Raw genomic sequence first — 24,716 nt, 5'->3', positions numbered from 1 at the left:
TTAATTTTTCCATGTATTTTTACAAAAAAGCTTTGTTATATTTAAAAAATATATTTAATTTTTTTTTACAAAAAATTAAAAAAAATAATTTAATTGAAATTTTTATTTGTATTTTTAGATATACTTTTTTAGTTTTATTTGCTATTTTTTTAGTTTTCCCTTTTGTTTTTATGATTATTTGTGCTTTAAAAAATGATCAAGATATTTTATCTTCTAATTTTAGTTTTAAACCAAAAGAAATTACTTTTATAAATTTTTATCGTGTATTAAAATTTCAAGAAATATTTCAAGAATTTCAAATTTTTAAATATTTTTTAAATACCGTGAAAATGGTTTTTTTTTCAACCCTATTAGGAACTTTTATTTCTATTATAACCGCTTTTTGTTTTAGTGTTTTAAAATTTAAATCTAAAAAAAAATTATATACACTTCTTTTTTTAGGTATGATTATTACTAATGAATCTTTATTATTAACTAATTTTCGTACTGTAACTAGTTTAAAAATGACCGATACTGGTGACGGTTTAACTATTACAGGAGGAGTTTATTTTGCTATGATTTTACCTTTTTTAGTAGATATCTTTCATATTTTTTTATTAATTGAAAATTCTGAAAAAGTACCAAAAGAATTATATTATGCTGCTAAAATTGATGGAACTAGTGATTGGAATTATTTGTGGAAAATTTGGGTTCCTATTTTAAAACCTACTATTGTTACAACTATTATTTTTAGATCTGTCGCTGCTTGGAATTCTTATATGTGGCCTGAATTAGTAGGGGGTAAATTATTAACAAATACAGTTCGAAAATTTTTTTATTATGAAACAGAAACTTTAACTATGAATTTACAAATGACTATTTCTTTTTTAGTTATTTTACCCTTAATTTTAATTTTTTTATTTTTTAAAAAATATATTGTAACTGGAGAATTACAAAGTGGTATTAAAGGTTAAATTTTTTTTAAAAAAAAAATTAAAAAATAATATTGTAATTATAATTTATTTATTAATTATTTTTTTATTTGTTATATTTTCAATGTATTTTAATAGTTTAAATGAATCAAAAATGAAAATTGAAGTACAAGAATTTCAAAAAAATATACAAGAAAAACTAAGTTCATTTGAGCCCGATAAAAAAGATATTAAAATTATTTTTTGGAATAGTGTTTCTAATTCAGAAAACAAAATGTTAAATGAAATTATTAATTCTTTTCATAAAAAACAAAATCACAAAATAAAAGTTATATCAGTTAATAAAGGCAATTGGCCTGAACTTTACAAAAATGTTAGTGGTGTTTTACCTACCGATAATTATCCTAATTTAGTTTTTTGTTATCCAGATTTTTTATTTTCTTATTATTATTCTGGTAAGTTATTGCCTTTTGATAAGTTTATTAAACATTCACAAGATAATTATGAAGAAAAAGATAAAATTAAAGAATTTCAATTATATAAAATAAATGAAGATAAAGTAGAAATTAATACACAAGAAAAAATAAAAGAAGAAACTTATAGTAGTTATTGGGAAGAAGGTTTAGTTAAAATAAATAAAAAAAATAAACAAATTTTTTCTTTACCTTTTTTTAAAACCGAAGATTTATTATACTACAATAAAACGTATTTTGCGGAAAATAAAAAAGAATTTGAAAAAGCATTTAAAAAAAATTTTAATGAAAATAATGAAAATTGGGACAAATATTGGAAAAAATATGAACAATATTTTAACATAGAATCTACAGATATACCAACAATATCTTTTACTTGGAAACAAATAGAGATATTATGTGAAACTATAAAAAATATAGAAAAAAAAAATAATAAAAAAATTATTCCATTTTTTATACAAAGCATAGAGAATCTATTTTATGATTCGGTTGAATCTCTAAAAATTTCTAATTCAAAAAATGATTATTTTAATAATGAAATTGTTAAAAAAGAAATATTAAAATATTTTAAAAAAAATTTTGTTGACAAAGAATATTTAACCTCAGAAAAATTGTTCGGTTTGACAGATAATATATCTGTTTTTAAAAATAAAGAAATTTCTATGATGATTAATTCTTCTCGAAAATTAGAAGATTATCGAAAAAATATCAATAATAATGATTTTATTTTAGGAATTGCTCCTATCCCTTATCATAATCAAATTAATTCAAATCACAATAATGATTCAAAAGCATTACAACAAGGTCCTAGTATTTGTTTGTTTTATAAAAAAAACATAGATGAAATTTTAGCTTCTTGGTATTTTATTAAGTATTTATTTTCCGAAGAAGTTAACAAAATATTATTAAAATCAGGTAAATTTTCTCCTATAAAACAATATGTAAAACAATATTTAGAAGAACAAAAAAATTATAAAAATGATTTACAATATTGTTTATTCAAATTAATGGATTCTACAAATAAAAATAAATTTTATACTAGAGTTTTTGAAAAATCTAATATACTTAGAGAATCAATAGGAAATTTATTTGTTAGTTGTTTAATCATTAATTCTAAAAACGATGAATATTTAGATTCAGAAATAAACAAAAATATTAAATTTTATGAAAATTATTATAATTCTTGATTAATTTTTTGAATTCAAAATTTATTTTATAATTTAGTAATTTTAAAACTATATTTTGTTATTTATTAATAAATAATATTTAAATTTTATAATATATATTTTTAAAATGATCAACTTTTTAGCAAAAAAATATTATTAAAAATAAATATACAAAAAAAATTGTTAAACTTTTTATTAATGTTAATAACAAATACAAATATAATTCATATTATAAATAAATTAATAAAAATATATAACAAATTTCAATAGTTTTGAATAATATATTAAAATTACATAAGAATAATCATTTTTATAAAAACAAAATAATTTAGAATTAAAATTAAGAATAAAGGATAATTAAAGGAAAAATAATTTAATCAACAATATTCTCACCACATGTAGAAAATATAAGTCTAATAATAGTTAACGTAATTCTGATAAAAAACAAATAGTGATAATATAGAAATTTAACAAAAACAATAGCAAAAATTTCCAATCTTAAAAAGTATAAATAATTAAGTTTATGAATATTTAAAATTATTAAACTTTCAAAATATAAATATTCAAAAATCTAAAAACTAAATATAGTTACTGAATAATGTTTTCTTTACCCATAATTAAATTAAAAGTTAAAAAACTATGTAAAACATATCATTTTAATAAATATATAAAAATATCATATAATAATTTAAAGTCATTTATATATAAAAATAAAAATAATAATAAAAAAATTTTGAACAAGAAAAATAAAAATTTTAGTAAAAAATAATTAAAAATTAAAATCAGAATATGTTAATATACTAAACTAGAAAATAATTAAAAAAACACAAAGATTAACAAAATTTATAAAGTAAAAATATAAAATGAAAAAATATACAATGTTTAAAAAAATTATTCTTAATAAAAAATTAAAATTATATCAAAATAACATATTAAAATAAATAAAACCAAATTGAAAAAAATTAAAAATATTAAAAATACATATTAAAAACGATAATTAATATTTAAATAATATACAATTAAACAATAATATAAACATTATTAAAGAAAAAAATAGATTAATATAATAATAAAATTATAATAATATCTTATTGTATAATCTTTTATTATATAAAGCACACTAAAAAACGTATTAAAATGTTTTTTGTAGAAATTCATAAACAAAAATAAAATCAAATTAACTTATATATATAATATAAAACATATAAAACCATATATAAAATTGATTATGAAATATATAATAAATTGTAAGTTTATTTTGAGTTGAGTAATATTTTATTAATAATAAAACAATAATAAAATAGCAAACATAAGATAAAATAACTAATTATAACATAATTAATATTTTGATTTTATATTTTTTTATTTATTATTTTTCTAATATAAAAAAGGAAGTTAAAAAAATGAATTTAATTAAAAAAAAAATTCAATATTTTAATACTATTATTATTCATGGTCATAAAATGCCCGATGGCGATTGTTATGGTTCACAATTTGGTTTAAAAAATATAATTAAAAATACTTTTCCTAACAAAAAAGTTTATGTTGTAGGCGAAAACAATCCTGCTTTATCTTTTATTGGCAAATTTGATAAAATACCAGATTATCTATATAAAGATGCTTTAGTTATTGTAGTTGATACTGGTGTTAAACTTTTGATTAGTGATCAAAGATTTTCTTTAGGAAAAGAAATTATTTGGATTGATCATCATATTCAAAATAATTTTATTGATGATAAAATTCATTATTGGAATGATATTAATTTTTCTTCTTGTTCAGAAATGATTTTTATTTTAAAAGAAAAATTAAATATGAAACTAGATATTCAAGGAGCTTTAGCAATCTATATAGGTATTTCAACAGATAGTGGTAATTTTAAGTATGATCGAGTTAATAGCTATACTTTTAATATTATTTCTAAATTATTAAAATATGGTTTAAATATTCCTGAAATTGAACAAAAAATACATTCAGAAAGTTTAAATTTTTTAAAATATAAAGGATACATAATAGAAAATTTGATTATTGATAAAGGATTTTGTTATGTTAATATTTCTTTAAATATTTTAAAAAAATTTAATTTAAGTTTTCAAGAAGCTCTTTCGGCTATTAATTTATTAGAAAATTTAAAAGAAAATTATGTTTGGGCTTTGTTGTTAGAAAAAGAAAATAATGAAATTAAAGTTAGTATTCGTTCACATGGACCAGACATATATAATATTTCTAAAAAATTTGGTGGTGGCGGACATTTAAAAGCTTGTGGAGTAATTTTTAGTTCTAAAGATGAATTATCTTTATTTTTGAAAGAAATTAAAAAATCAATTAATATTTTTATTAATAAATAATTATAATAAAAAACTTATTAAATTTATTTGATAAGATTTTTTTAATTTACAACGGAAGGAAATATTATATTAAAAATGATTTTTGATACTATAGCGGCAATTATAACCCCTTTTGGAACAGGTGGAGTAAGTATTATTAGAATTAGTGGAACAAAAACCATAGAAGAAATAAAAAAAATTTTTAAAGGTAAAGATTTAAATAAAATGAATTCTCACACAATCACACACGGTTTTATTTTAAATAAAGATAATATTATTTTAGATGAAGTTTTGTTATCTTTATTTAAAAATCCTAAATCTTTTACTGGTGAAGATGTAATTGAAATCCATACTCACGGGGGAATTTTAATTACACAAATGGTTTTAGAAAGAATATTAGAATTAAATATTAGAATTTCTTATCCAGGTGAATTTAGTCAAAGAGCTTATTTAAACCGTAAAATTGATTTAATACAAGCAGAATCAATTATGGATTTAATTTATGCTAAAAATGAAAATGCTATTAAAATAGCTAACTTAGGTTTACAAAAAAAAACATCTCAATTAGTTATTGAATTAAGAGAAAAAATTTTAAATTTAATTTCACAAATTGAAGTTAATATTGATTATCCTGAATATGAAGATACAATCGTAATGTCTAAAGAAAATATTTTACCACAAACTAAATTATTAATTAAAGAAATCAGAAATATTTTAAAACATTCTTATAAAACACGTTATTTAAAAGAAGGTGTTGAAACTTTAATTATTGGTCGACCTAATGTAGGTAAATCTAGTTTATTAAATTTTTTTTTAAAAGAAGAAAGATCTATTGTTTCTGATGTACCAGGAACTACAAGAGATTTTGTAGATGTTTATTTAAATTTACAAGGAATTACATTACATTTAATTGACACAGCAGGCGTTAGAAAATCAGAAAATAAAATAGAAAAAATTGGTATTTTAAAAACTAAAAAACTTTTAAAAAAAGCAGAATTAGTTTTATTAGTGTTAGATCAAAGCAATTATTTACAATCAGAAGATAAAGAGTTATTAAATTTAACAAAAGATTACCCTCGAATTTTAATAGGAAATAAATCAGATTTAGAAACTAAAATTGAAACACAAAAACTTAAAGAAGAAATTATTTTTATATCTACTATTAAAAAAAAAGGATTAAAAATACTTCAAAATAATATTTTAAAAATTTTAAAACTAGATGTTATTAAAGAAAAAGATTTTAATTATTTATCCAATACAAGACATATTCAACAAATAAAAAAAGCCCTATGTTCTTTAGAAGATGCTTCAAATTCATTACAAAATAATATACCTGTAGATATTTGTGTAGATGATTTTAAAAAATCTTATCAATTTTTAGGTTTAATTTTAGGAGAATATCAAACTGACAATTTAATAAAAAATTTATTTTCTAAATTTTGTTTAGGTAAATAATTTATAAAAATTAAAAATAAAACAACGCATAGAAAGAATTGAAAATATGATTAAAGTTAAATTAAAAAATGATTTAGAAAAATATTTTTCTCACGGAACTGATGTTTTAACTATTATAAAAAAATATTTAAAAAAATTAGAAAAAACAGCAGTAGCAGCTTTTTTTAATGAAAAATTAATTGAATTAAATACTCCATTACAAGAAGATGGAATATTAGAAATTATTAATTTTAAACACATTGAAAGTTTAAAAATATTAAATCACACTACTTCTCATTTGATGTTGCAAGCATTAAGTATTAAATTTCCGAATATGTTACCAACTGTAGGAAATTTTAATGAAGAGGGATTTTATTATGATATTGATTTTCAAGAATATAAAATTTCTAATCATGATTTTGATTCTATAGAAAAACAAATGCATAAAATTGCAGAAAAAAAATTAGATATATCAAAAAAAGAATTTACTTATGAACAAGCATTGAAAATATTTAAAAATAATCATTATAAACAAGAATTATTAAAAGAAAATAAAAATAAAAAAATTACTATTTATCAACAAGGAGATTTTATGGATCTTTGTTCTGGTTTACACATTATAAACACTAAATTAATAAAATATTTTAAACTTTTAAAAATTTCTGGTGCTTATTTTAAAGGATGTTCTAATAGAAAACAAATAATTAGAATTTACGGAACTTCTTTTTTTAATAAAAATGATTTAGATAATTATTTAAAACTTTTACAAAAAAAAAAAATGAGCGATCATAAATACATTAATAAAGAATTAAATTTTTTTATGTTATCAAAAGAAGTAGGTTTAGGTCTTCCTTTTTGGTTATCAAAAGGTAGCACTATAAGACGTATAATCGAAAGATATATTATTGATAAAGAATTAATGAATGGTTATAACCATGTTTACACACCTATTATTGCTAACATTAATATTTATTCAACCTCAGGACATTTAGAACATTATCATAATAATATGTTTCCAGCAATGAATATGCCAAATGGAGAAAAATATGTTTTACGTCCTATGAATTGTCCACATCATATGATGATTTATAAAAATAAAATTTATAGTTATAGAGAATTACCAGTTAAAATAGCTGAATTAGGGATGATGCATCGTTTAGAAAAATCAGGTGCAGTTTCTGGTTTAGAAAGAGTAAGAGAAATGACTTTAAATGATGCTCATATTTTTATTAGAAAAGATCAAATTAAAGAAGAATTTAAAAAAATTGTAAATTTTATTCAAGAAGTATATAAAGATTTTAATATTAATAATTATATATTTCGTTTAAGTTATCGCGACCCTTTAGATAAAAAAAAATATTTTAATGATGATGAAATGTGGAATAAAGCAGAAATTATTTTAAAAGAAATTATGTTAGAATTAAAACTAAATTTTACTGAAGCTAAAGGTGAAGCTGCTTTTTATGGTCCTAAATTAGATGTTCAAGTTTTAACAGCTTTAGGTCATGAAGAAACTTTATCCTCAGTTCAAATTGATTTTTTATTACCAAAAAGATTTAAATTAACTTATGTTGGCGAAGATGGTCAAAATTATTCCCCAATATTAATTCATCGTTGTATTGTTTCTACTATGGAAAGATTTTTTTCTTATTTATTAGAAAGATATAAAGGTTTTTTTCCTTTTTGGTTAGCACCTGTACAAGTTATTTTAATTCCTATTAATTTAGATAATCATTTAATATATACAAAAAAAATTGAATCTATTTTATTAAAAAATGGCTTTAGAGTTGAAATTAATAAAAAAGATTCTACTTTAAGTTATAAAATTAGAGAAGCTCAAAAATTTAAAATACCTTATCAAATAGTTATCGGTGATAAAGAAATAAAAGATAACATAATTACCTTTAGAGAATATAAAAAAAATTTACAAATAACAATGAAAATTGATAAATTTATTGATTTATTAATAGAAAAAATGAATCAAAAATAATATTATAATAATTTTTTTATTTTAATTATATTATTTATAAAATAAAAATTAAGTTAGGAAATTTTAAATATGAAAAGAAAAATTTTAATTGCTGGAAATTGGAAAATGTATAAATCAAAAGATGAAGCATTAGAATTTATTTATCAAATTAATACTAAAATTCCTTCTTTTGAACAAATAGAAACAATTATTTTTCCTCAATTTACTTTATTAGATTCTTTAATTCAACGAGAAGGTTCTAAATTACAAATTGGGGCTCAAAATACTTTTCATAAAACAGAAGGTCCTTTTACTGGTGAAGTTTCTCCAGCAAATCTTAAACAATTAGGTGTTAAATATGTTTTATTAGGCCATAGTGAAAGAATAAATTTATTTTACGAGACTTATGAATTAATTAATTTAAAAATTTTAACTTCTTTAAAAGAAAAATTAAAAATAATTTTATGTATAGGTGAAAATTTTAAAATTAAAGAAATGAAAAAAAAAGAATTATTTTTAGCTGAAAAATTAAAAAAATTGTTTAGCGGAGTTTCATTATTAGATGTCAAAAACATTGTGATTGCTTACGAACCTTCTTGGTCTATTGGTACAGGAAAAATTGATAATTTATTCGATATTAATCAAATAATTAAATTTATTAGAAAAAAAATTTCTCAATTTTTTTCTTTAGAAATAGCTAATGAAATAAGAATTATTTATGGTGGTTCTGTTAATTTTTCTAATATTAAAAATATTTTAGAACAAAAAGAAATTGATGGAGTTTTAGTTGGAAATTCTTCTTTAAAAGTAAAAGATTTTTTATTTTTAACAGAAATTGCTAAAAAAGTTGCTTTAAATAAAAATAATTTTTATAATAAAAAAATATAATTAAATAATAATTATTTTTATAATAATTTTATATAAAAAATTACTTTTTGAAAATAAATTTTTTTATTATTGTTTAAAATTTAAAAAATATTTATTTTATATTTAATTATTTATTTTTATAATTTTTAAAAAGTTTAAATGTTAAAGATGTAGCTATTCTTCCTCTTTTTGTTCTTTTAATATAACCTTTTTTTAGCAAATAAGGTTCGTATATATCTTCAATAGTAGAAACTTCTTCTCCAATATTTGCGGCAATATTTTTTATTCCCGCCGGGCCACCTTCAAATTTTTCTACTAAACTTTTTAAATATGTATAATCAGCGTCATCTAAACCATTTTTATCAATAGTTAGTTTTTCTAGCGCCATTGTAGCAATACGCTCATCAATCAAACCTTCATTATAAACATCAGCAAAATCTCTAATTCTTCTAAAAAGTCGATTGGCAATTCTGGGTGTACCTCTACTTCTTTTTACTAATTTTTTTAAAGTATTATTATCAATTTTTGTATTATAAACTAATGATGTTCTTTTTATAATTAATTCTAATTCATCTTCGGAATAATAATTTAATTTTAAAATTAAACCAAAACGATCCCTCAAAGGAAAAGAAATATCACCAAATCTAGTAGTAGCACCTATTAAAGTAAAAGGTGGTAAGTCAATTCTAATAGATTTTTTTTCATTTTCTGAACCTAACAAAATATCTAAAACATAATCTTCCATAGCAGAATATAAAATTTCTTCAATTGATTTAGGCAAACGATGTATTTCATCAATAAACAAAACATCGCCAATTTGTAAATTACTTAATGTAGCAACTAAATCACCACTTCTTTCCATAGCAGCACCACTAGTAATTTTAAAATTAACATTTAATTCTTTAGCAACGATTTTAGCTAAAGTTGTTTTACCCAATCCTGGCGGACCATAAATTAATAAATGTTCTAAGGATTCTTTTCTTTTTTTAGCAGCCTTTATATATACAGATAAAATCTCTTTTAAATTTTTCTGCCCCATATATTCTTTCAAAGTTTCTGGCCTTAAATTTTTTTCTTTTTCATCGATAGTAGATAATTTTAATTCAGAATTTTTATTTAATGTCATTATTTTATAACCCTTTTTTTATTAAATATTTTTTACTAATTTTAATAAAGCTTCTTTAGTCATTAATTCTAATTCTTTTGTATCATCAACTTTATTTAAAACTGATTTAATTTCTTTTTTAACAAAACCTAAGTTTAATAAAATTTTTTCCAATTCTTTTTGTTTTTTATTTAAGATTATTTTTTCCGCAAATATTAAATTACCTTTAAGTTTTAAAATAATTTGTTGAGCTGATTTAATACCAATTCCTGGAAATTTTATTAAATATAAATTATCATTATTTTCAATAGCTTGTAAGACTTGTTCTAAATTATCTGTTTCAGTAAGCATTAAAGCACTTTTAGGTCCTATAGTAGGAACATCTAATAATTTTTTAAAAAAAAATAAATTTTTGTTATTATTAAAACCATATAAAATTTGTAAATTTTCTTTAATATGAAAATGAACAAAAAATTTATATTCTTTATTTATTTCATAAAAATAAGGATTAGAAACCATAATATGATAACCAATATTATTATTATCAACTACAACAAATTTTTGGCCAATGTTTACTACTTTACCTTTGATATAAGAATACATAAACAAACTCCCTTTAAAAAATATTATTATTTATAAGTTATAATTATAATTATAACTTATAAATAAGTATGTTATAATAATTTAAGTATGATTTTTTAAATATCATTTTATTAAATAAGGAGAATTTTTATGTCATCTTCTGAAAAAAAATTTTTAAAAAATCCTTTAGATTTTAATTATGTTGTTAAAAATCAACAATTTTTAACAAATAACAATAAAAAAAATGAAGAGATTTTAAAAGAAAAAATACAATATTTAGATAATGAATTTTTAATTTTAGTTAAAGCTTTAAATGAAAAAAATTGGAAAAATATTTTTGTTTCTAAAAATAATTTAAAAAAAATTATTTCTTATCAAAAACAATTAAAAGAAGAAAGAATATATAAAGAAAATAAAAAACAAAAATTATTAATTAAAGAATTAAATCAACAAAAAAATAAAAATAAATTAAAAATTCAAAATTTACATATTGATTTTATAAAACAAAAAAATCAAATTAAAAAACAAAATTTAGAAAAAATACAACAAATAGAAACTATTTTTTTAAAAAAAAATGAAAATATAGACAAAGAATTAAAATTTTTAGAACAAAAACAATTTAAACAAGATTATAATCATTCTCAACAAGAACAAATTTTAAATAAAATTTTTAAAGAAAAGAATACTTTTTTTAATTTAGAAATAAATATTATTAATAAAGAATTACAAGAAAAAATAATAATACACACACAAAAACATCAAAAAAATAAAGATATTTTAGAAAAATTAGAAAAAAAAAATATTATACTTTTTGAAAAAAAAATAAATGCAACAAACGATATTTATCAAAAAAATTTTTTTATTCATTATAAGATTTTTGATCAAATGCAAAAAGATTATTTAGATAAAAAAAAAGATTTAGAAAATAAAATAAAAAAATGCTTTGATAAAAAAAAAATAATTTATTTTATTCATAATATTTTTTTACCAAAAACTTCCAATAATAATATTTATAAAATTTTTTTAAAATTGTTAAATCAAATTAAAAAAAATAATTTAATTCATTTAAAAAAATTAACTTTTTGGCGTCAAAAAAATTTTTTTCTTAAATTATCTAATCAAACAAAGATTAAATTTTTAAATTATATAAGTTACTTAGAAATTCAAAAATTCAAACATAAAAAAAAACAAAATGAAATTATTTTTGATAAAAATAAACAACAATATCAATTATTAAATTCCACAAAAATAAATTTTATTAAAATGCAAACAGAATTATATTTAAACATTAATAAAGAAAAAAAATATTTATTAGATGTTCAATATTATGAATTAAAAGAAGAAATTCAAAATAAAAAAATACAATTGCAAATAGAAAAAGAAATTATTTTAAATGAATTTGAATATCAAAAAAATTTTTTAAATTTAAATAAAATTTATCAACAAAAAAAAAATTTATTAACTTTACAATTAAAATTAGAAAAAAATAAATTTCAATTAAAAGATCTTGAAAAAATTTATTCAAAACGTCAAAAAATAATTCATTTAGAACAAAAAATAAAAAATTTTAAACTTTTTAATAGTATTAATATACAAATTAATTATATTTTTCATAATCAAGAAAAAAAAAATTTTTTTACTAAATATCAAATACAAAAACATAAAATTACAAATTTATTAGAAAAATCTTATTTAAAACAAGATTTTAATTTAAAACAAATATTAGAATTTGTACAAAAATATATTTTATTTGACAACATAATAGAAATTACTAAACCTATTTTTTGTAAAATTATTCATTATTTAAATCAAATCAATATTAATAAAAATATTTTTAATAAAAATTTTAACAAAATTAATAATTTATTTCAGTTTATTTCTGAAAATATTATTGATAAAAAATATCAAAATTATTATTTTTTTTATAAAAAAAGATATTTATTTGAAAAACAAAAAATTAACAATGAAGTTAAAATGGTTAAAGAAATAATATCATATTATGAAAATAATCTTTCTTTTATAAGACAATTAATACAAAATAAACAAAATATTTCTTACAATAATAAATATCGTTTAAATTATTTTTTAGAAAAAAAAATAAAAAAATATGAAAAAAAAAATCTTATTTTTAAAAAAAATTTAAAAAAATTAAATAATCAAATGGAAATATTAATTAAAAAATATCAAAAAAATATTTTCGAATTAAAACAAGAACAATTTCAAATAATTAAAATTAACAATATTTTACAAATAGAATTATTCAATAATTTAAATCAAAAAAAAATAAATATCGAAAAAAATAAATTATTTCAAAAATATAGAAATAAATTACTACAAAAAAAATTTTTAAAAATTTTAAAAAAATTTAAAAAAAACATCAATTTTATTTATGAAAGAAATCAATTACAAAAAGATAAAATTATAAAAATTTTTAATTTTTTTAAAAAAGAAAAAAAAAATATTATAATTTTTAAAAATAATATTATTGAAGAAAATCAAAAAAAAATAGATATTTTTTATTATTTAGTAATAAGTATTATTGAAAATATAAATATTATTAATCAAAATTATAAAAATAAAAAAAAATTAGAAAAAAAAATAAATTTACAAAAAGAAAAAAAACAAATTATTAATGTAATTAAAGATCAATTTATTTATATGAAAAATACATCTTTTTTAATAGAAGAAAACTTAAAAGAAGCTCATTTGAACATTATAAAACAATTAAAAAATGAACAAAAAAAATTAATTAAAACATTTAACTTTAAAAAAGAAGAATTAAATTTAAAAATAAAAAAAAGATTTTTATATTTTCAAAAAATAAAAAAATTAAAAAAAAATAATGAACATTATAATATGGATTATTTTAGAAATATTAAAAAACAATTATTATATAAATTTAAACAAAATAAAAATAAAAATGATAAAATAATTAAAAAAAATAATTTCATAATTAGAAAAAATAACTTTTGTTTAAAAATAAAAATAAAAAAAATAATTTGTTTAGAAAAAATTAAATTATTTTTTATTATTATTTTAATTTATTTTAAATATTTGATTAAAAAAATTGAAATTAAAAAAAATCAAATAAAATCTAAAAAACAAATTAAAAAAAAAAATAATATAGAAAAGAAAATTTATTTATTAAATATTTAAATTTTCTATTTTTTTTTAAAACTAAACTTATATTCACTTTTATTAATTAAATTTAAAATATTTTTTTTATGTTTAAATAAAATTATAAAATTAATAAAAAAAATAGTAATTAATTCATTTACACCAATTGAACCTTCAAAAAATAAAATAATATAAATAAAAAAAATAGTTAAAATTGAAGATAATGATGAATAACCAGAAATTAAAAAAATAACAATAAAAAATAACATACCTAATAAGCCACAAACAGTTGATAAACCACAAAACATACCTACTGTAGTAGCTACCGCTTTACCACCCTTAAAATTGGTAAAAAATGGATAAATATGTCCTAAAATAGAAAATAATCCAAATATAATTCTATAATAAGAAATATTATTAACATCATTATTATGTTCTTTAAAAAAAAATACAGCTAAAAAACCTTTACTAAAATCAAAAAAACAAGTAATAAGACCATATTGAAAACCTAAAATTCTAGCAGCATTGCTAGTGCCAATATTTTTAGAACCTAAAAAACGTAAATCTTTATTTTTAACTAATTTGCCTATTACTAAACCTGTAGGAAAAGATCCTAAAAGATAAAAACTAATAGCAATAAAAAAAATATTAATAAATAATAAAAAATGCATTTTATTAAATTCCATTCTTCCTGTTTATTTTAATTTCTTTATAAAAAATATAAATTTATCTTATAATATTATAAATTGTTGTAAATATATATAAAAAATAAAATAATTAAAATAATAATAAAAAGATTAATAATTTATTTTAATTATAATTATTAAAAATTAATAAATAATTAAAATTAATAATTTTTAATAATTATAAATAACTTTGTAAATCATTTTTTTAGTAATAGAACCTTCTCTTAAAATTTTAAAATTATTATTTAATTGCAAATCTAAAACAGTAGAAGATAATTTTGATAAATTTTTTTCTGAATCATAAAAAATATAATCAACTTTTTTTTCATATTTTTCAAAAATAACTTTATAATTGTTTAAAGGAGGGAAACCACTAATATTAACAGAAGTAGTTTTTAAAGGTCCATATTTTTTTAATAATTTTAAAGCTAGCAAGTGTTTAGGTTGTCTAATTCCTAAGTTTTTTTCTTTATTTTTTTTTTTATAAAAAGATGTAGTTTTTAAAATTAAAGTCAAAGGTCCAGGCCAAAAGTGATTCATTAATTTTTTAGATGTTGCATTAATTTTTACAAATTGTCTAATTTGAGATAAATCATAAAATAAAATAGATAATGGTTTTGAAAATGATCTTTTTTTTAACTTATAAATTTTATTAATTCCTTCATTATCATTAATTTTAGCTCCTATACCATAAATTGTATCCGTAGGAAAAATAATTAACGATCCTTTTTTCATATTTTTAAAATTATTAAATTTTATATTTATTACCAATAAATGAAATAAATTTTTATTTTTTTCAATAAATAAAAATTTATTTATTATATTCATCAATTAAAGGTTCAATAATAAAATCTAATTTTCCTTCCATAATAATATCTAATTTTTTTAAATTTAAAGAAATACGATGATCAGTAATACGGTTTTGTGGATAATTATAGGTCCTTATTTTTTCGCTACGTTCACCACCACCAATTAAAAACTTTCTTTTTTGATTTTCTTTTTCTGTATTTTGCTTATTAATTTTATCATAAATTCTAGCTTTTAATAAACTAAATGCTTTTTTTTTATTTTCATGTTGACTTTTACCTATTTGACAAGCAACACTAATATTTGTTGGTAAATGAGTTAAACGCACAGCTGATTTTGTAGTATTAACAGATTGACCACCTGGGCCACTAGAATTAAAAGTGTCAAAACGAATATCTTTCCAATCAATTTTAAATTCTATTTCATCTACTTCAGGCATAACTAAAACGGTAGAAGTAGAAGTATGAATACGACCTTGTACTTCTGTAGTCGGTACTCTTTGAACCCTATGTACACCAGATTCATACTTTAAAAAATAATATACTTTTTTTCCAGACAAAATAAATTCTACTGAAGAAATACCACCTTTAATATTAGTAATTAAATTTAAAATTTCCATTTTCCAATTTTTTAATTCAGCATATTTAGAATACATTCTAAATAAATCTGCCGAAAAAAGATTAGCTTCATCACCGCCGGCAGCCCCTTTAATTTGTATAATAACATTTTTATTATCTTCTGGTTCAAGCGGAAATAATAAATATTTTAATTTTTTTAATTCATTTTGTATTTTTTCGTTTAAAATTTCTTCTTCTTGAAAAGCTAAATTTAATAAATCATTATTACAATCATTTTTAATAAATTGTTTTATTTTAAATAATTCTTTTTCTAAATTTAAATATTCATCATAAGTATCAACAATTTCTTTTAAATTTCCTATTTCTTTAAATAATTGAACTTTTTTTTTAGAATTTTTTTCTAATAAAATTAATTTTTGTAAATTTAAATATTTTTGATTTATTTTTTTTAATTTATCAAACATTTTTTAACTATTTTCCTTATTATAATAAGTTTTTTATATATTTTATATAATTTATTAAAATACCTATATTTCTTCTATAAAAGATAAAGTTGTAAGATTAAAATCAAATTTTTTAATACCAATAATACCTTGACGATTTTTAGAAATAATTAAATCTACTTTAACTACATCATTTTTTCCAAATTGATTTTTATCTTTAACATAATAATCTTCACGATATAAAAACATTACAACATCAGCATCTTGCTCAATCGAACCAGAATCTCTTAAATCGGATAATATTGGTTTTTTATCTTCTCTTTTTTCTACATCACGAGATAATTGTGATAAAGCTAAAACTGGAATTTTTAACTCTCTTGCCATTTGTTTTAAATTTCGCGAAATAGTTGATATTTCTTCTTGTCGATTATTCTTTTGATTAGAATTATGAATTAATTGTAAATAATCAATAATAACGAAATCTAATTTATTTTCATGTTTAAGTTGACGACATTGTTGTCTAATTTTTGAAATATTTACAGAAGATGAATCATCAAAAAAAATGTTATACTCACTTATTTCATCACAGGTTTTATTAATCATATTTAATTCATGTTCACTTAATCCTCTACTTAATTGAATTTTTTTATGATATATTTTAGTTTTAAAACTTAACATTCTAGTTCCAATTTGTTCATTAGACATTTCTAAACTAAAAATAGCTATTCCTGGCGGGGTTGAATTAACTCTAGACATATTTAAAGCTAAATTCATAACAAAAGCACTCTTACCCATAGCAGGTCTAGAAGCCAATACAATAAATTCTTCTGGTTTAAAACCTAATGTAATTTCATCTAAACTATTAAATCCAGTTCTTAAACCAATTACTCGATCATCAGAATTACGAGTATTAATAGTTTTTTCTTGAATAGATTTTAATAAATTTCCAATTTCTATAAAAAAATTAGTTTTTCTTTTTTTTGATAATGAAAAAATTTTTTCTTCAGCAAAATCTAAATACCTTTGAATATCAATTTCATCATTATAACCTTTAGCATTGATCGCAGCACTAACCTCAATCAATTCTCTTTTTAAAGCTGCTTCTTTAATTAATTCTATATAAGTTTCTAAATTATTAATATCAGAAATTAAATTAACTAAATCAATTAAATAGTCTATATCTTCTTCTTTATCTTCTGATATATTTTTTTCTTTTAATAAAGAATGAACTGAAATATAATCAATTTCTTTTTTTTCTTTAAATAAATTTTTCATAGCTTGAAAGATATCTTTATGTTTAATCTCAAAAAAATCTTCTACATTTAAAACATCATAAATAAAAGACATTTTTTTAGGATTTAAAAAAATAATTCCTAAAATAGCTTGTTCAGCTTCGAAATGAAAAGGTAATCTTTTTCTTATTATAACATTTTTCATTATTAAATTATCTTATCATCAACAACATTAACTAAAAAATAAGCTTTAATTTCATTAGTTAAAATAACTTCTATTTTATAAATACCCAAAGAATTGATTTCACCATCTAAACATATTTTTTTTTTATCAATAAAAATATTATATATTTTATGAAATTCTTCTACAATTTGTTTAGAAGTAACTTTTCCATAAATTTTTCCATTAGGTCCCAATTTTACCTCAATATTAATTTTTTTATTATCAATTTCTGATTTTAATTTGGACATTAAAAATTCATGATTACGTTTTTTTTCTATCTCATCATTTTTTTCTTTTTTTATTTTTTCAATATTTTCATCATTAGCTAATAAATATTTTTTACTTTTTATTAAAAAATTACCATAAATAGGTTTTACTTTAATAATATCTCCTTTCTTTAAACCTTTATTTTGAATATCTTCTAACACAATAATTTTCATATTAACACCAGTTTCATATTCTAATTTTAATAATTTTTTTAATTTTTTAACAGTTTCTTCAACATTATCACTTTTAATTTGAGTAGCTGCACTATTTAAATGTCCTCCACCACCCAACTGTTCCATTAATATTTGAACATTAACATTATTATAAGATCTAGCACTTATGCCAACAGTATTTTCATTTAATTTAGTAAATGTAAAAGCAGCATCAATATTTTGAATATCTAAAACTGTTTCTGAAACTTGAGCTAAGAAAGATCTATTATCATAAATTTGTTCACTTTTAACAATAGCAAATCTTCCCATATAAATTTCCATTTTATCAATTAATTTATTTATTTCTAAAATTTTTATAAAATCATTTCTTAACCAAGATTTAACTTCCATACTATCTGCGCCTAAATCTTTTAACTTAGCCAAAACTTCAAAAGTTATAGAACTAGTGCGATAAGTAAAATTATTAGTATCTAATAAAATTCCTGCATACATAATACTTGCTTCAAAAGGAGTAAATATAATTTCTTTTCCTAAAAAAGGGATTAATTCCACCATTAACTCTACAGTAGAAGAAGCAGAAGAATTCAAATAAGAAAAAAGACTTTTAATATTATCATTTGGTGTACGATGATGATCTATAACAACAATATTATTAGTTAAAGAAAGTAATTGAGGACTATTAGTTATTTCTTTCGATTGAGTATCTAAAATAACTAAAGTATCATTTTTTTGAATCATTTTTTTTGCTTTATCAGTAATAATAATGTTATTTTTTATTTCTGGAATTTTAATAATAAGTTTACGATAGACAAAAGTAACGCTAGGATCTAAATTATCTTCATCTATAATTAAATATTGTTTATTAAAATTATTAATACTAGAAGCAATTCTATAAAAAGCTATCATGGAAGCTAAAGAATCAAAATCCGTATTATTATGACCCATAATAAAACAATCATTATTTTTATTTAATATATCTAACAAAATTTGTGCATTAACTCTAACATTAACTTTCGAATTTTTAATAAACGAATCTGTTTTAGCACCAAAAAATTTAATATTTTCATTTTCTATATTTACAACAGCTTGATCTCCACCTCTTTTTTGAGACAATTCTATAGCATTTTGAGCATAAGAAGATAATTTATCATAAGATAAATTCCAACAAGCAATCCCAATTGAAAGTGTAATTTTTAACTGATATTTATTAGAAATATTTCTAACTTGTTCTAATATAGAAAATTTATCTTTTATAATAATTTCTAACTTTTCTCTATGAATGATCAATAAAAAACGATTATCGAATAATTTTTTTAAATAACCTTCATGATTTTCTGCAAATTCAGAAATAACTGTCAAATATTGACCTTGTATATGAGTTTGTTCAGATAAATCATAACGAACTAAAGATTCTTCTAAATTATCAAAAGACAAAATTGATAAAGCTGGTGTTTTTTGATAATAAAGTTTTTTAATTTGTTCTTTTTCTGTAACATTAAACAAATAAAAAACATTAAATTCTTTTTTATATAAACATTCAAACTTTTCTTGATCAATATTTATAATAGTTGTATTATTATTATCTGCAAAATTAGTTAATTTTTCCATTTCTTCATTTAAATTTTTTAAAGGTGTGTTAATGACAGGATTTTTTAAAATAGAATTAGCATAAGGATTTAACCATTGAATACCTTTTTCAACATCATCAATTAAAACAATACCTATAGGTAATTTATTAAAAACTTCTTCACCAACTTGATTTACATAATAAGATAATTTAGACCATAAAGAAAGTTTATTTCTTAAACGATTAATTTCAAAATAATTTTGAAAATTCAACAAAAAACCTATACATAAAATTAATAAAAATATTTTAACTAAAAGACTAAAAGTAGTGAAATCAGTCCATACTTTTTTTATTGATTTTTCTCCACCAACTATTATACTTTTAATATTACTATTAATACTGATAAAATCCATAGTCAAACTAATAAATAATATAAAAATAACTATCACACAACATAAAATAAAAATAGTTTTATAGTTAATTTTTTTTTTGAACATGAAATTTAATCAAACTCTTTCTTTTTTTATTTTTACATATTATAAAAAAATAAACAGAATTAAAATATTCTGTTTGTTTTATTTTTTTATAAAAGGAAGTAAAGCCATATGGCGTGCTCTTTTTATTGAAATTGCTAAACGTCTCTGCCAAATAGCACTAGTACCTGTTATTCTTTTTGGTATAATTTTTCCTTGTTCAGTAATAAATTTTTTTAATAATTCTATGTCTTTAAAATCTATTTTAGTTATTTTATTATCTGTAAAATAACAAACTTTATTACGTTTTTTAAAAATTTTCTTTTTATTAAATTTCATAATTTACTCTATCCTAACTATTAGTTTAAAATGGAACATCATCATCATCTTCACTATTGTAAATATCAATATTTTTTTGATTATTATTAATTTCTAACTTATCGTCAAAATTATTAGATTTTTTTGGTTCTAAAAATTGAATACTATCACAATAAACTTCAGTTACATAACGTCTAATACCATCTGGAGTATCATAATTACTAGTTCTTATATTACCTTCAATACCCAATAAAGCGCCTTTTGTAATATATTTTGTTAAATTTTCAGCTTGTTTTCTCCAAACTACACAACTAATAAAATCAGTTTCTCTATTACCTTCTTTGTTAATAAAATTTCTACCAACAGCCAAACTAAATCTAACAGTAGGTATATCAAGATTAACATAACGCAATTCTGGGTCTTTAGTTATTCTACCCACTAAAATAACTTTATTAATCATAAATAAATCACTCCTCTTTTATAACTATAGATCTTATTATATCTTCATTAATTTTAACAACACGTTTAAATTCTTCTATCATTTGTGGAATAGCATTAAAAAACATAGAAACATAATAACCTTTATAATGTTTATCAATACAATAGGCTAAATCTTTTAATCCTAGTTCTTTTGTTTTAATACTTTTATTTTCATTATTATAAAATATTTTATTAATATTTTCAATATTTTTTTTAATTTCTCCATCACTTATATTAGGACGCATAATATATAATATTTCGTATTTTTTCATATTTTCCCCTTATGGACATTTTTTTGTTCTTTAATTAATAAAGAAAAGGATCTAAAGAAAAAGATCAAGTTATAAAATTATAATAGAAATCATTTTCTATTGTATTTTATCAAATTTATAAAAATAATTATATTAAATTATTAAATTTTTTTTAAAAACATATATTATTTTATATTAATTAATAGTAAATAATCATTTTAATATTTATCTTATTAATTAATATAAAATTTAAAAAAATAATATATTAATAAAATATAAACATTATTTAAATTTCTAGTTGGCAGGGATATCAGGATTCGAACCCGAACAAGCGGTTTTGGAGACCGTTATGCTAGCCATTAACATCATATCCCTATATTTTTATACTATTTTTATAATTTTTTTTGTAATTTTAATAAATAATAAATTATATTTTATGAAATTAATTTGGTACGGGTGACAGGACTTGAACCTGCAAGTTTTATTAAACGCTAGATCCTAAGTCTAGTGCGTCTGCCATTTCGCCACACCCGCAAAATAATATATAATTATAAAAAATCAAAAAAAATTAATAATTAAAAATTTGGCAGGCCCAGATGGATTTGAACCAACGAATCACGGAGTCAAAGTCCGTTGCCTTACCACTTGGCTATGGGCCTAAAAAAATATTATTTATTATAAATTATTATTCTTTTGGGGCGGTTGATGGGAATCGAACCCACGAATATCGGCGCCACAAGCCGCCGCGTTAACCACTTCGCCACAACCGCCATTTTTTATAAATAATAAAATTATAAGTAATTAAATAACTTAAATATTTTAAACTAAAATTATTCATTTGTAAAATAAAAAATATATTTTAAATTATATTAAATATTAAAAAATTCAAAATTGTAAAATAATGATACAATTTTATAGTTATTTAACCATAATATATAAGTATATCAAACATTTAAATTTTATGAATATAATTTAATTAATATTTCTAGAAATATAGTGAATATTAGAAAAATTTCTTAAATTAATCATTAAATTATCTAATTCCTGTTTATTATTAACCAATATTTTTAATTTAATAATGGTTTCAATTTTATTATTAATAACATTTAAATTAACAATATTAATAGCAAATTTATTCAATTTATTTATAATTTGTGGTAATAAAGAAATATTTTTAGAACATTTTATATAAAGATAAGCAGCATTTTTTATTTTAACATTAAAATCCCAAACAACATTAACTAATTTATTTTTATTATATTTTTTTAAATTAATACATTCATAACAATGTATAACAACACCTTTTTCTTTACTAATAAAACCCAAAATTTCATCTCCTAAAACAGGCAAACAACAATTAGCTAACTTTAATTTTATATTGCTTAAACCATCAACAATAATACCAATTTTATTTTTTTTATTTGATATTTGTGAAGATTTATGAATATAATTATTCAATAATTTTTTTTGTTCGTCTTCTTTAAAAACATATTGTTGAAAAATTAATTTAGGAGAAATATTTTTTTTACCTATTTCTAAATAAAAATCATTTAAAGAATCAAAATTGTATTTTTTAAAATTCTTTTTTAAAAATTTATTATCAATAATAAAATTTATTTTTTGTAATTGTTTTTCTTTTTCTAATAATTCTTTACCTAATGCAATTAAATCTTCATTTTGATATTTATATAATATATGCTTAATTTTTCTTTTAGCATAAATAGTTTTAACAATTCTTAACCATTCTTTATTAATTGTTATAACATTTTTATTAGTTTTAATATTAACAAAATCACCATTTTTTAATTGATAATTTAAAGGAGTAATTTTACCATTAATAATAGCTCCAGACATTTTAGCACCAATTTCAGTATGAATCCTAAAAGCAAAATCAATCGGAGTAGAACCTTTAGGTAATTCTAAAACTTTCTGTTTAGGAGTAAAAACATAAACATTTTCACTTAGAATATCATTTTTAATCGCATCCGTAAACTCTTTAGAAGTTTCTTGAGGATAATTATCATAAGAATCTTTAGTAATTTTAATAAGCTCATTATACCATCTTAATTTTTTTGCAATTTCCAATTGTTTTATTTCTTTAGAATAAACTTTATTTTCTTTATAAGTCCAGTGAGAAGCAATACCTTTTTCAGCTATTTCGTCCATTACCATTGTTCTAATTTGAATCTCAAATAAATCACCTGATTTTTTTGATAAAACTGTAGTATGCAAAGATTGATATAAATTAGGTTTTGGGACAGCAATATAATCTTTAAATTTTAAAGGAATAGGAAAATAATTAGCATGAATAACTCCTAAAATTTGATAACATAAATCTACATTATCAACAATAATTCTAATAGCAAATAAATCAAAAATTTCAGAAAAACTCAAATTTCTTTTAGTCATTTTTTTATAAATACTATAAATATTTTTAACTCTTCCTTTAATTATAAAATTATTTAAATTATTTTGAAAAAATAACTGTTTGATATTAGTTATAATTTTTTCAATATTTATTTCTCTTTCTCTTTTTTTAGACTTAATTAATTCTGAAATATGATAGTAAATTTGAGGATTAATATATCTTAAACATAAATCCTCTAATTCAGATTTAATTTCAAAAATACCTAAACGATGAGTTAAAGGAGCATAAATTTCTAACGTTTCTTTAGCTATTCTAATTTGTTTTTCTGGTCTTAATGATTTTAAAGTTTGCATATTATGCAATCTATCAACAATTTTAATAATAACTACTCTTATGTCTTGCGCTATTGCTAAAAAAATTTTTTGATGATTATCAGATTGTCCATATTGTTCATAATCTTGATTAAAAACTAATTTTTCTAACTTAGTAACATATCTAACTAAATTAGCTATATCTTCACCCATTAAATCAGTTAATTCTAAAAAACTTAAATCAGTATCTTCTAAAATATCATGTAATAAACCAGCCATTAAAGTATTAGGTTCTACATTTAAATTAGATAAAATTTTAGCTACAGCTACTAAATGAACAATATAATCTTCTCCTGTTAATCTTTTTTGTCCATCATGTTTGTGTTTAGCCAATTGATAAGCTTTAGTAATTTTATTTAAAATTTGTATTTGAGAAATATTTTTAGCAACAGTCTGAATTAAATCTTGAAATAAAATATCATTTTGTAAATAATTTTTTTTTATTATCAAATATATAACCTATTTTCTTTATAATTAATTAAAAAAATAATATAAATTTAAATATAATTTTAGTTAATAAAATAAAACATA

The 24,716-nt window shown here is 18.8% G+C and carries 18 protein-coding genes and 4 tRNA genes; 7 read left to right on the top strand and 15 right to left on the bottom strand.

Annotation, left to right across the window (positions count from 1 at the left end):
* The first annotated feature begins 11 nt into the window (after positions 1-11).
* The 6 genes from V9D86_RS00415 (at position 12) to tpiA (ending at position 9,165) form a co-directional block, all read left to right on the top strand.
* On the top strand, positions 12-953 hold the full coding sequence (locus V9D86_RS00415) for a carbohydrate ABC transporter permease (RefSeq protein ID WP_334330833.1): 942 nt from the start codon (positions 12-14) through the stop codon (positions 951-953).
* A 112-nt stretch (positions 954-1,065) separates the two neighbouring features.
* On the top strand, positions 1,066-2,571 hold the full coding sequence (locus V9D86_RS00410; protein ID WP_334330832.1) for an extracellular solute-binding protein: 1,506 nt from the start codon (positions 1,066-1,068) through the stop codon (positions 2,569-2,571).
* Between the two features lie 1,382 nt (positions 2,572-3,953).
* Positions 3,954-4,895 (top strand): DHH family phosphoesterase, encoded by a 942-nt coding sequence (locus V9D86_RS00405; protein ID WP_334330831.1) that lies wholly within the window; start codon positions 3,954-3,956, stop codon positions 4,893-4,895.
* A gap of 75 nt (positions 4,896-4,970) precedes the next feature.
* A complete protein-coding gene (gene mnmE, locus V9D86_RS00400) occupies positions 4,971-6,329 on the top strand; it encodes a tRNA uridine-5-carboxymethylaminomethyl(34) synthesis GTPase MnmE (protein ID WP_334330830.1) in 1,359 nt (452 codons plus the stop codon).
* A gap of 46 nt (positions 6,330-6,375) precedes the next feature.
* Complete coding sequence (gene thrS / locus V9D86_RS00395) at positions 6,376-8,298, top strand: threonine--tRNA ligase (protein WP_334330829.1); 1,923 nt, start codon at positions 6,376-6,378, stop codon at positions 8,296-8,298.
* A 60-nt stretch (positions 8,299-8,358) separates the two neighbouring features.
* The gene (gene tpiA, locus V9D86_RS00390; protein ID WP_334330911.1) at positions 8,359-9,165 is read left to right on the top strand and encodes a triose-phosphate isomerase; all 807 of its coding nucleotides are present in this window, start codon (positions 8,359-8,361) and stop codon (positions 9,163-9,165) included.
* A 106-nt stretch (positions 9,166-9,271) separates the two neighbouring features.
* Here the strand turns inward: tpiA and ruvB are convergent, their stop codons facing one another.
* Positions 9,272-10,270, bottom strand: a complete 999-nt coding sequence (gene ruvB, locus V9D86_RS00385) for a Holliday junction branch migration DNA helicase RuvB (RefSeq protein WP_334330828.1) — start codon at positions 10,268-10,270, stop codon at positions 9,272-9,274.
* A gap of 21 nt (positions 10,271-10,291) precedes the next feature.
* Positions 10,292-10,852 (bottom strand): Holliday junction branch migration protein RuvA, encoded by a 561-nt coding sequence (ruvA, locus tag V9D86_RS00380; protein ID WP_334330827.1) that lies wholly within the window; start codon positions 10,850-10,852, stop codon positions 10,292-10,294.
* 129 nt (positions 10,853-10,981) lie between these two features.
* On the opposite strand from ruvA, the gene V9D86_RS00375 reads away from it, so the two are divergent.
* Entirely contained in the window at positions 10,982-13,987 is a 3,006-nt protein-coding gene (locus V9D86_RS00375) for a hypothetical protein (RefSeq protein WP_334330826.1), read from the top strand.
* Positions 13,988-13,992: 5 nt separating this feature from the next.
* Here V9D86_RS00375 and plsY read toward each other — a convergent pair whose 3' ends face one another.
* The 13 genes from plsY to V9D86_RS00310 all read right to left on the bottom strand — a co-directional run bounded on the left by plsY (position 13,993) and on the right by V9D86_RS00310 (position 24,635).
* Positions 13,993-14,634, bottom strand: a complete 642-nt coding sequence (gene plsY, locus V9D86_RS00370; protein WP_334347454.1) for a glycerol-3-phosphate 1-O-acyltransferase PlsY — start codon at positions 14,632-14,634, stop codon at positions 13,993-13,995.
* Between the two features lie 171 nt (positions 14,635-14,805).
* Complete coding sequence (locus V9D86_RS00365) at positions 14,806-15,369, bottom strand: L-threonylcarbamoyladenylate synthase (protein WP_334330824.1); 564 nt, start codon at positions 15,367-15,369, stop codon at positions 14,806-14,808.
* Between the two features lie 76 nt (positions 15,370-15,445).
* Positions 15,446-16,483, bottom strand: coding sequence for a peptide chain release factor 1 (prfA, locus tag V9D86_RS00360; RefSeq protein ID WP_334330823.1), 1,038 nt, complete (start codon positions 16,481-16,483; stop codon positions 15,446-15,448).
* 63 nt (positions 16,484-16,546) lie between these two features.
* Positions 16,547-17,899: a replicative DNA helicase gene (gene dnaB, locus V9D86_RS00355; RefSeq protein WP_334330822.1), complete on the bottom strand. Its 1,353-nt coding sequence runs from the start codon at positions 17,897-17,899 to the stop codon at positions 16,547-16,549.
* 2 nt (positions 17,900-17,901) lie between these two features.
* Positions 17,902-20,421: a 50S ribosomal protein L9 gene (gene rplI, locus V9D86_RS00350; RefSeq protein WP_334330821.1), complete on the bottom strand. Its 2,520-nt coding sequence runs from the start codon at positions 20,419-20,421 to the stop codon at positions 17,902-17,904.
* A 78-nt stretch (positions 20,422-20,499) separates the two neighbouring features.
* The gene (rpsR, locus tag V9D86_RS00345) at positions 20,500-20,736 is read right to left on the bottom strand and encodes a 30S ribosomal protein S18 (RefSeq protein WP_334330820.1); all 237 of its coding nucleotides are present in this window, start codon (positions 20,734-20,736) and stop codon (positions 20,500-20,502) included.
* 25 nt (positions 20,737-20,761) lie between these two features.
* Positions 20,762-21,175 (bottom strand): single-stranded DNA-binding protein, encoded by a 414-nt coding sequence (locus V9D86_RS00340; protein WP_334330819.1) that lies wholly within the window; start codon positions 21,173-21,175, stop codon positions 20,762-20,764.
* Positions 21,176-21,182: 7 nt separating this feature from the next.
* A complete protein-coding gene (gene rpsF, locus V9D86_RS00335) occupies positions 21,183-21,467 on the bottom strand; it encodes a 30S ribosomal protein S6 (protein WP_334330818.1) in 285 nt (94 codons plus the stop codon).
* A gap of 278 nt (positions 21,468-21,745) precedes the next feature.
* Positions 21,746-21,821, bottom strand: a tRNA-Trp gene (locus V9D86_RS00330).
* Positions 21,822-21,894: 73 nt separating this feature from the next.
* A tRNA-Leu gene (locus V9D86_RS00325) sits at positions 21,895-21,980 on the bottom strand.
* 50 nt (positions 21,981-22,030) lie between these two features.
* Positions 22,031-22,105, bottom strand: a tRNA-Gln gene (locus V9D86_RS00320).
* A 35-nt stretch (positions 22,106-22,140) separates the two neighbouring features.
* Positions 22,141-22,216, bottom strand: a tRNA-His gene (locus tag V9D86_RS00315).
* 202 nt (positions 22,217-22,418) lie between these two features.
* On the bottom strand, positions 22,419-24,635 hold the full coding sequence (locus tag V9D86_RS00310) for a RelA/SpoT family protein (protein WP_334330817.1): 2,217 nt from the start codon (positions 24,633-24,635) through the stop codon (positions 22,419-22,421).
* Positions 24,636-24,716 lie beyond the last annotated feature (81 nt).

The sequence above is a fragment of the Candidatus Phytoplasma prunorum genome (assembly GCF_036924415.2).
In the GTDB taxonomy this organism is placed as follows: domain Bacteria; phylum Bacillota_I; class Bacilli_A; order Acholeplasmatales; family Acholeplasmataceae; genus Phytoplasma; species Phytoplasma prunorum.
This window is presented reverse-complemented; position numbering and strand designations above follow the sequence as displayed.

Excerpts from the sequence above, each read along its gene's own strand:
- plsY (WP_334347454.1), bottom strand. The coding sequence starts at position 14,634 with ATGGAATTTAATAAAATGCATTTTTTATTATTTATTAATATTTTTTTT.
- prfA (WP_334330823.1), bottom strand. The coding sequence starts at position 16,483 with ATGTTTGATAAATTAAAAAAAATAAATCAAAAATATTTAAATTTACAA.
- rpsF (WP_334330818.1), bottom strand. The coding sequence starts at position 21,467 with ATGAAAAAATACGAAATATTATATATTATGCGTCCTAATATAAGTGAT.
- rplI (WP_334330821.1), bottom strand. The coding sequence starts at position 20,421 with ATGTTCAAAAAAAAAATTAACTATAAAACTATTTTTATTTTATGTTGT.
- mnmE (WP_334330830.1), top strand. The coding sequence starts at position 4,971 with ATGATTTTTGATACTATAGCGGCAATTATAACCCCTTTTGGAACAGGT.
- V9D86_RS00340 (WP_334330819.1), bottom strand. The coding sequence starts at position 21,175 with ATGATTAATAAAGTTATTTTAGTGGGTAGAATAACTAAAGACCCAGAA.
- V9D86_RS00375 (WP_334330826.1), top strand. The coding sequence starts at position 10,982 with ATGTCATCTTCTGAAAAAAAATTTTTAAAAAATCCTTTAGATTTTAAT.
- rpsR (WP_334330820.1), bottom strand. The coding sequence starts at position 20,736 with ATGAAATTTAATAAAAAGAAAATTTTTAAAAAACGTAATAAAGTTTGT.
- V9D86_RS00405 (WP_334330831.1), top strand. The coding sequence starts at position 3,954 with ATGAATTTAATTAAAAAAAAAATTCAATATTTTAATACTATTATTATT.
- thrS (WP_334330829.1), top strand. The coding sequence starts at position 6,376 with ATGATTAAAGTTAAATTAAAAAATGATTTAGAAAAATATTTTTCTCAC.
- V9D86_RS00410 (WP_334330832.1), top strand. The coding sequence starts at position 1,066 with ATGAAAATTGAAGTACAAGAATTTCAAAAAAATATACAAGAAAAACTA.
- dnaB (WP_334330822.1), bottom strand. The coding sequence starts at position 17,899 with ATGAAAAATGTTATAATAAGAAAAAGATTACCTTTTCATTTCGAAGCT.
- V9D86_RS00365 (WP_334330824.1), bottom strand. The coding sequence starts at position 15,369 with ATGAAAAAAGGATCGTTAATTATTTTTCCTACGGATACAATTTATGGT.
- ruvA (WP_334330827.1), bottom strand. The coding sequence starts at position 10,852 with ATGTATTCTTATATCAAAGGTAAAGTAGTAAACATTGGCCAAAAATTT.
- V9D86_RS00415 (WP_334330833.1), top strand. The coding sequence starts at position 12 with ATGTATTTTTACAAAAAAGCTTTGTTATATTTAAAAAATATATTTAAT.
- ruvB (WP_334330828.1), bottom strand. The coding sequence starts at position 10,270 with ATGACATTAAATAAAAATTCTGAATTAAAATTATCTACTATCGATGAA.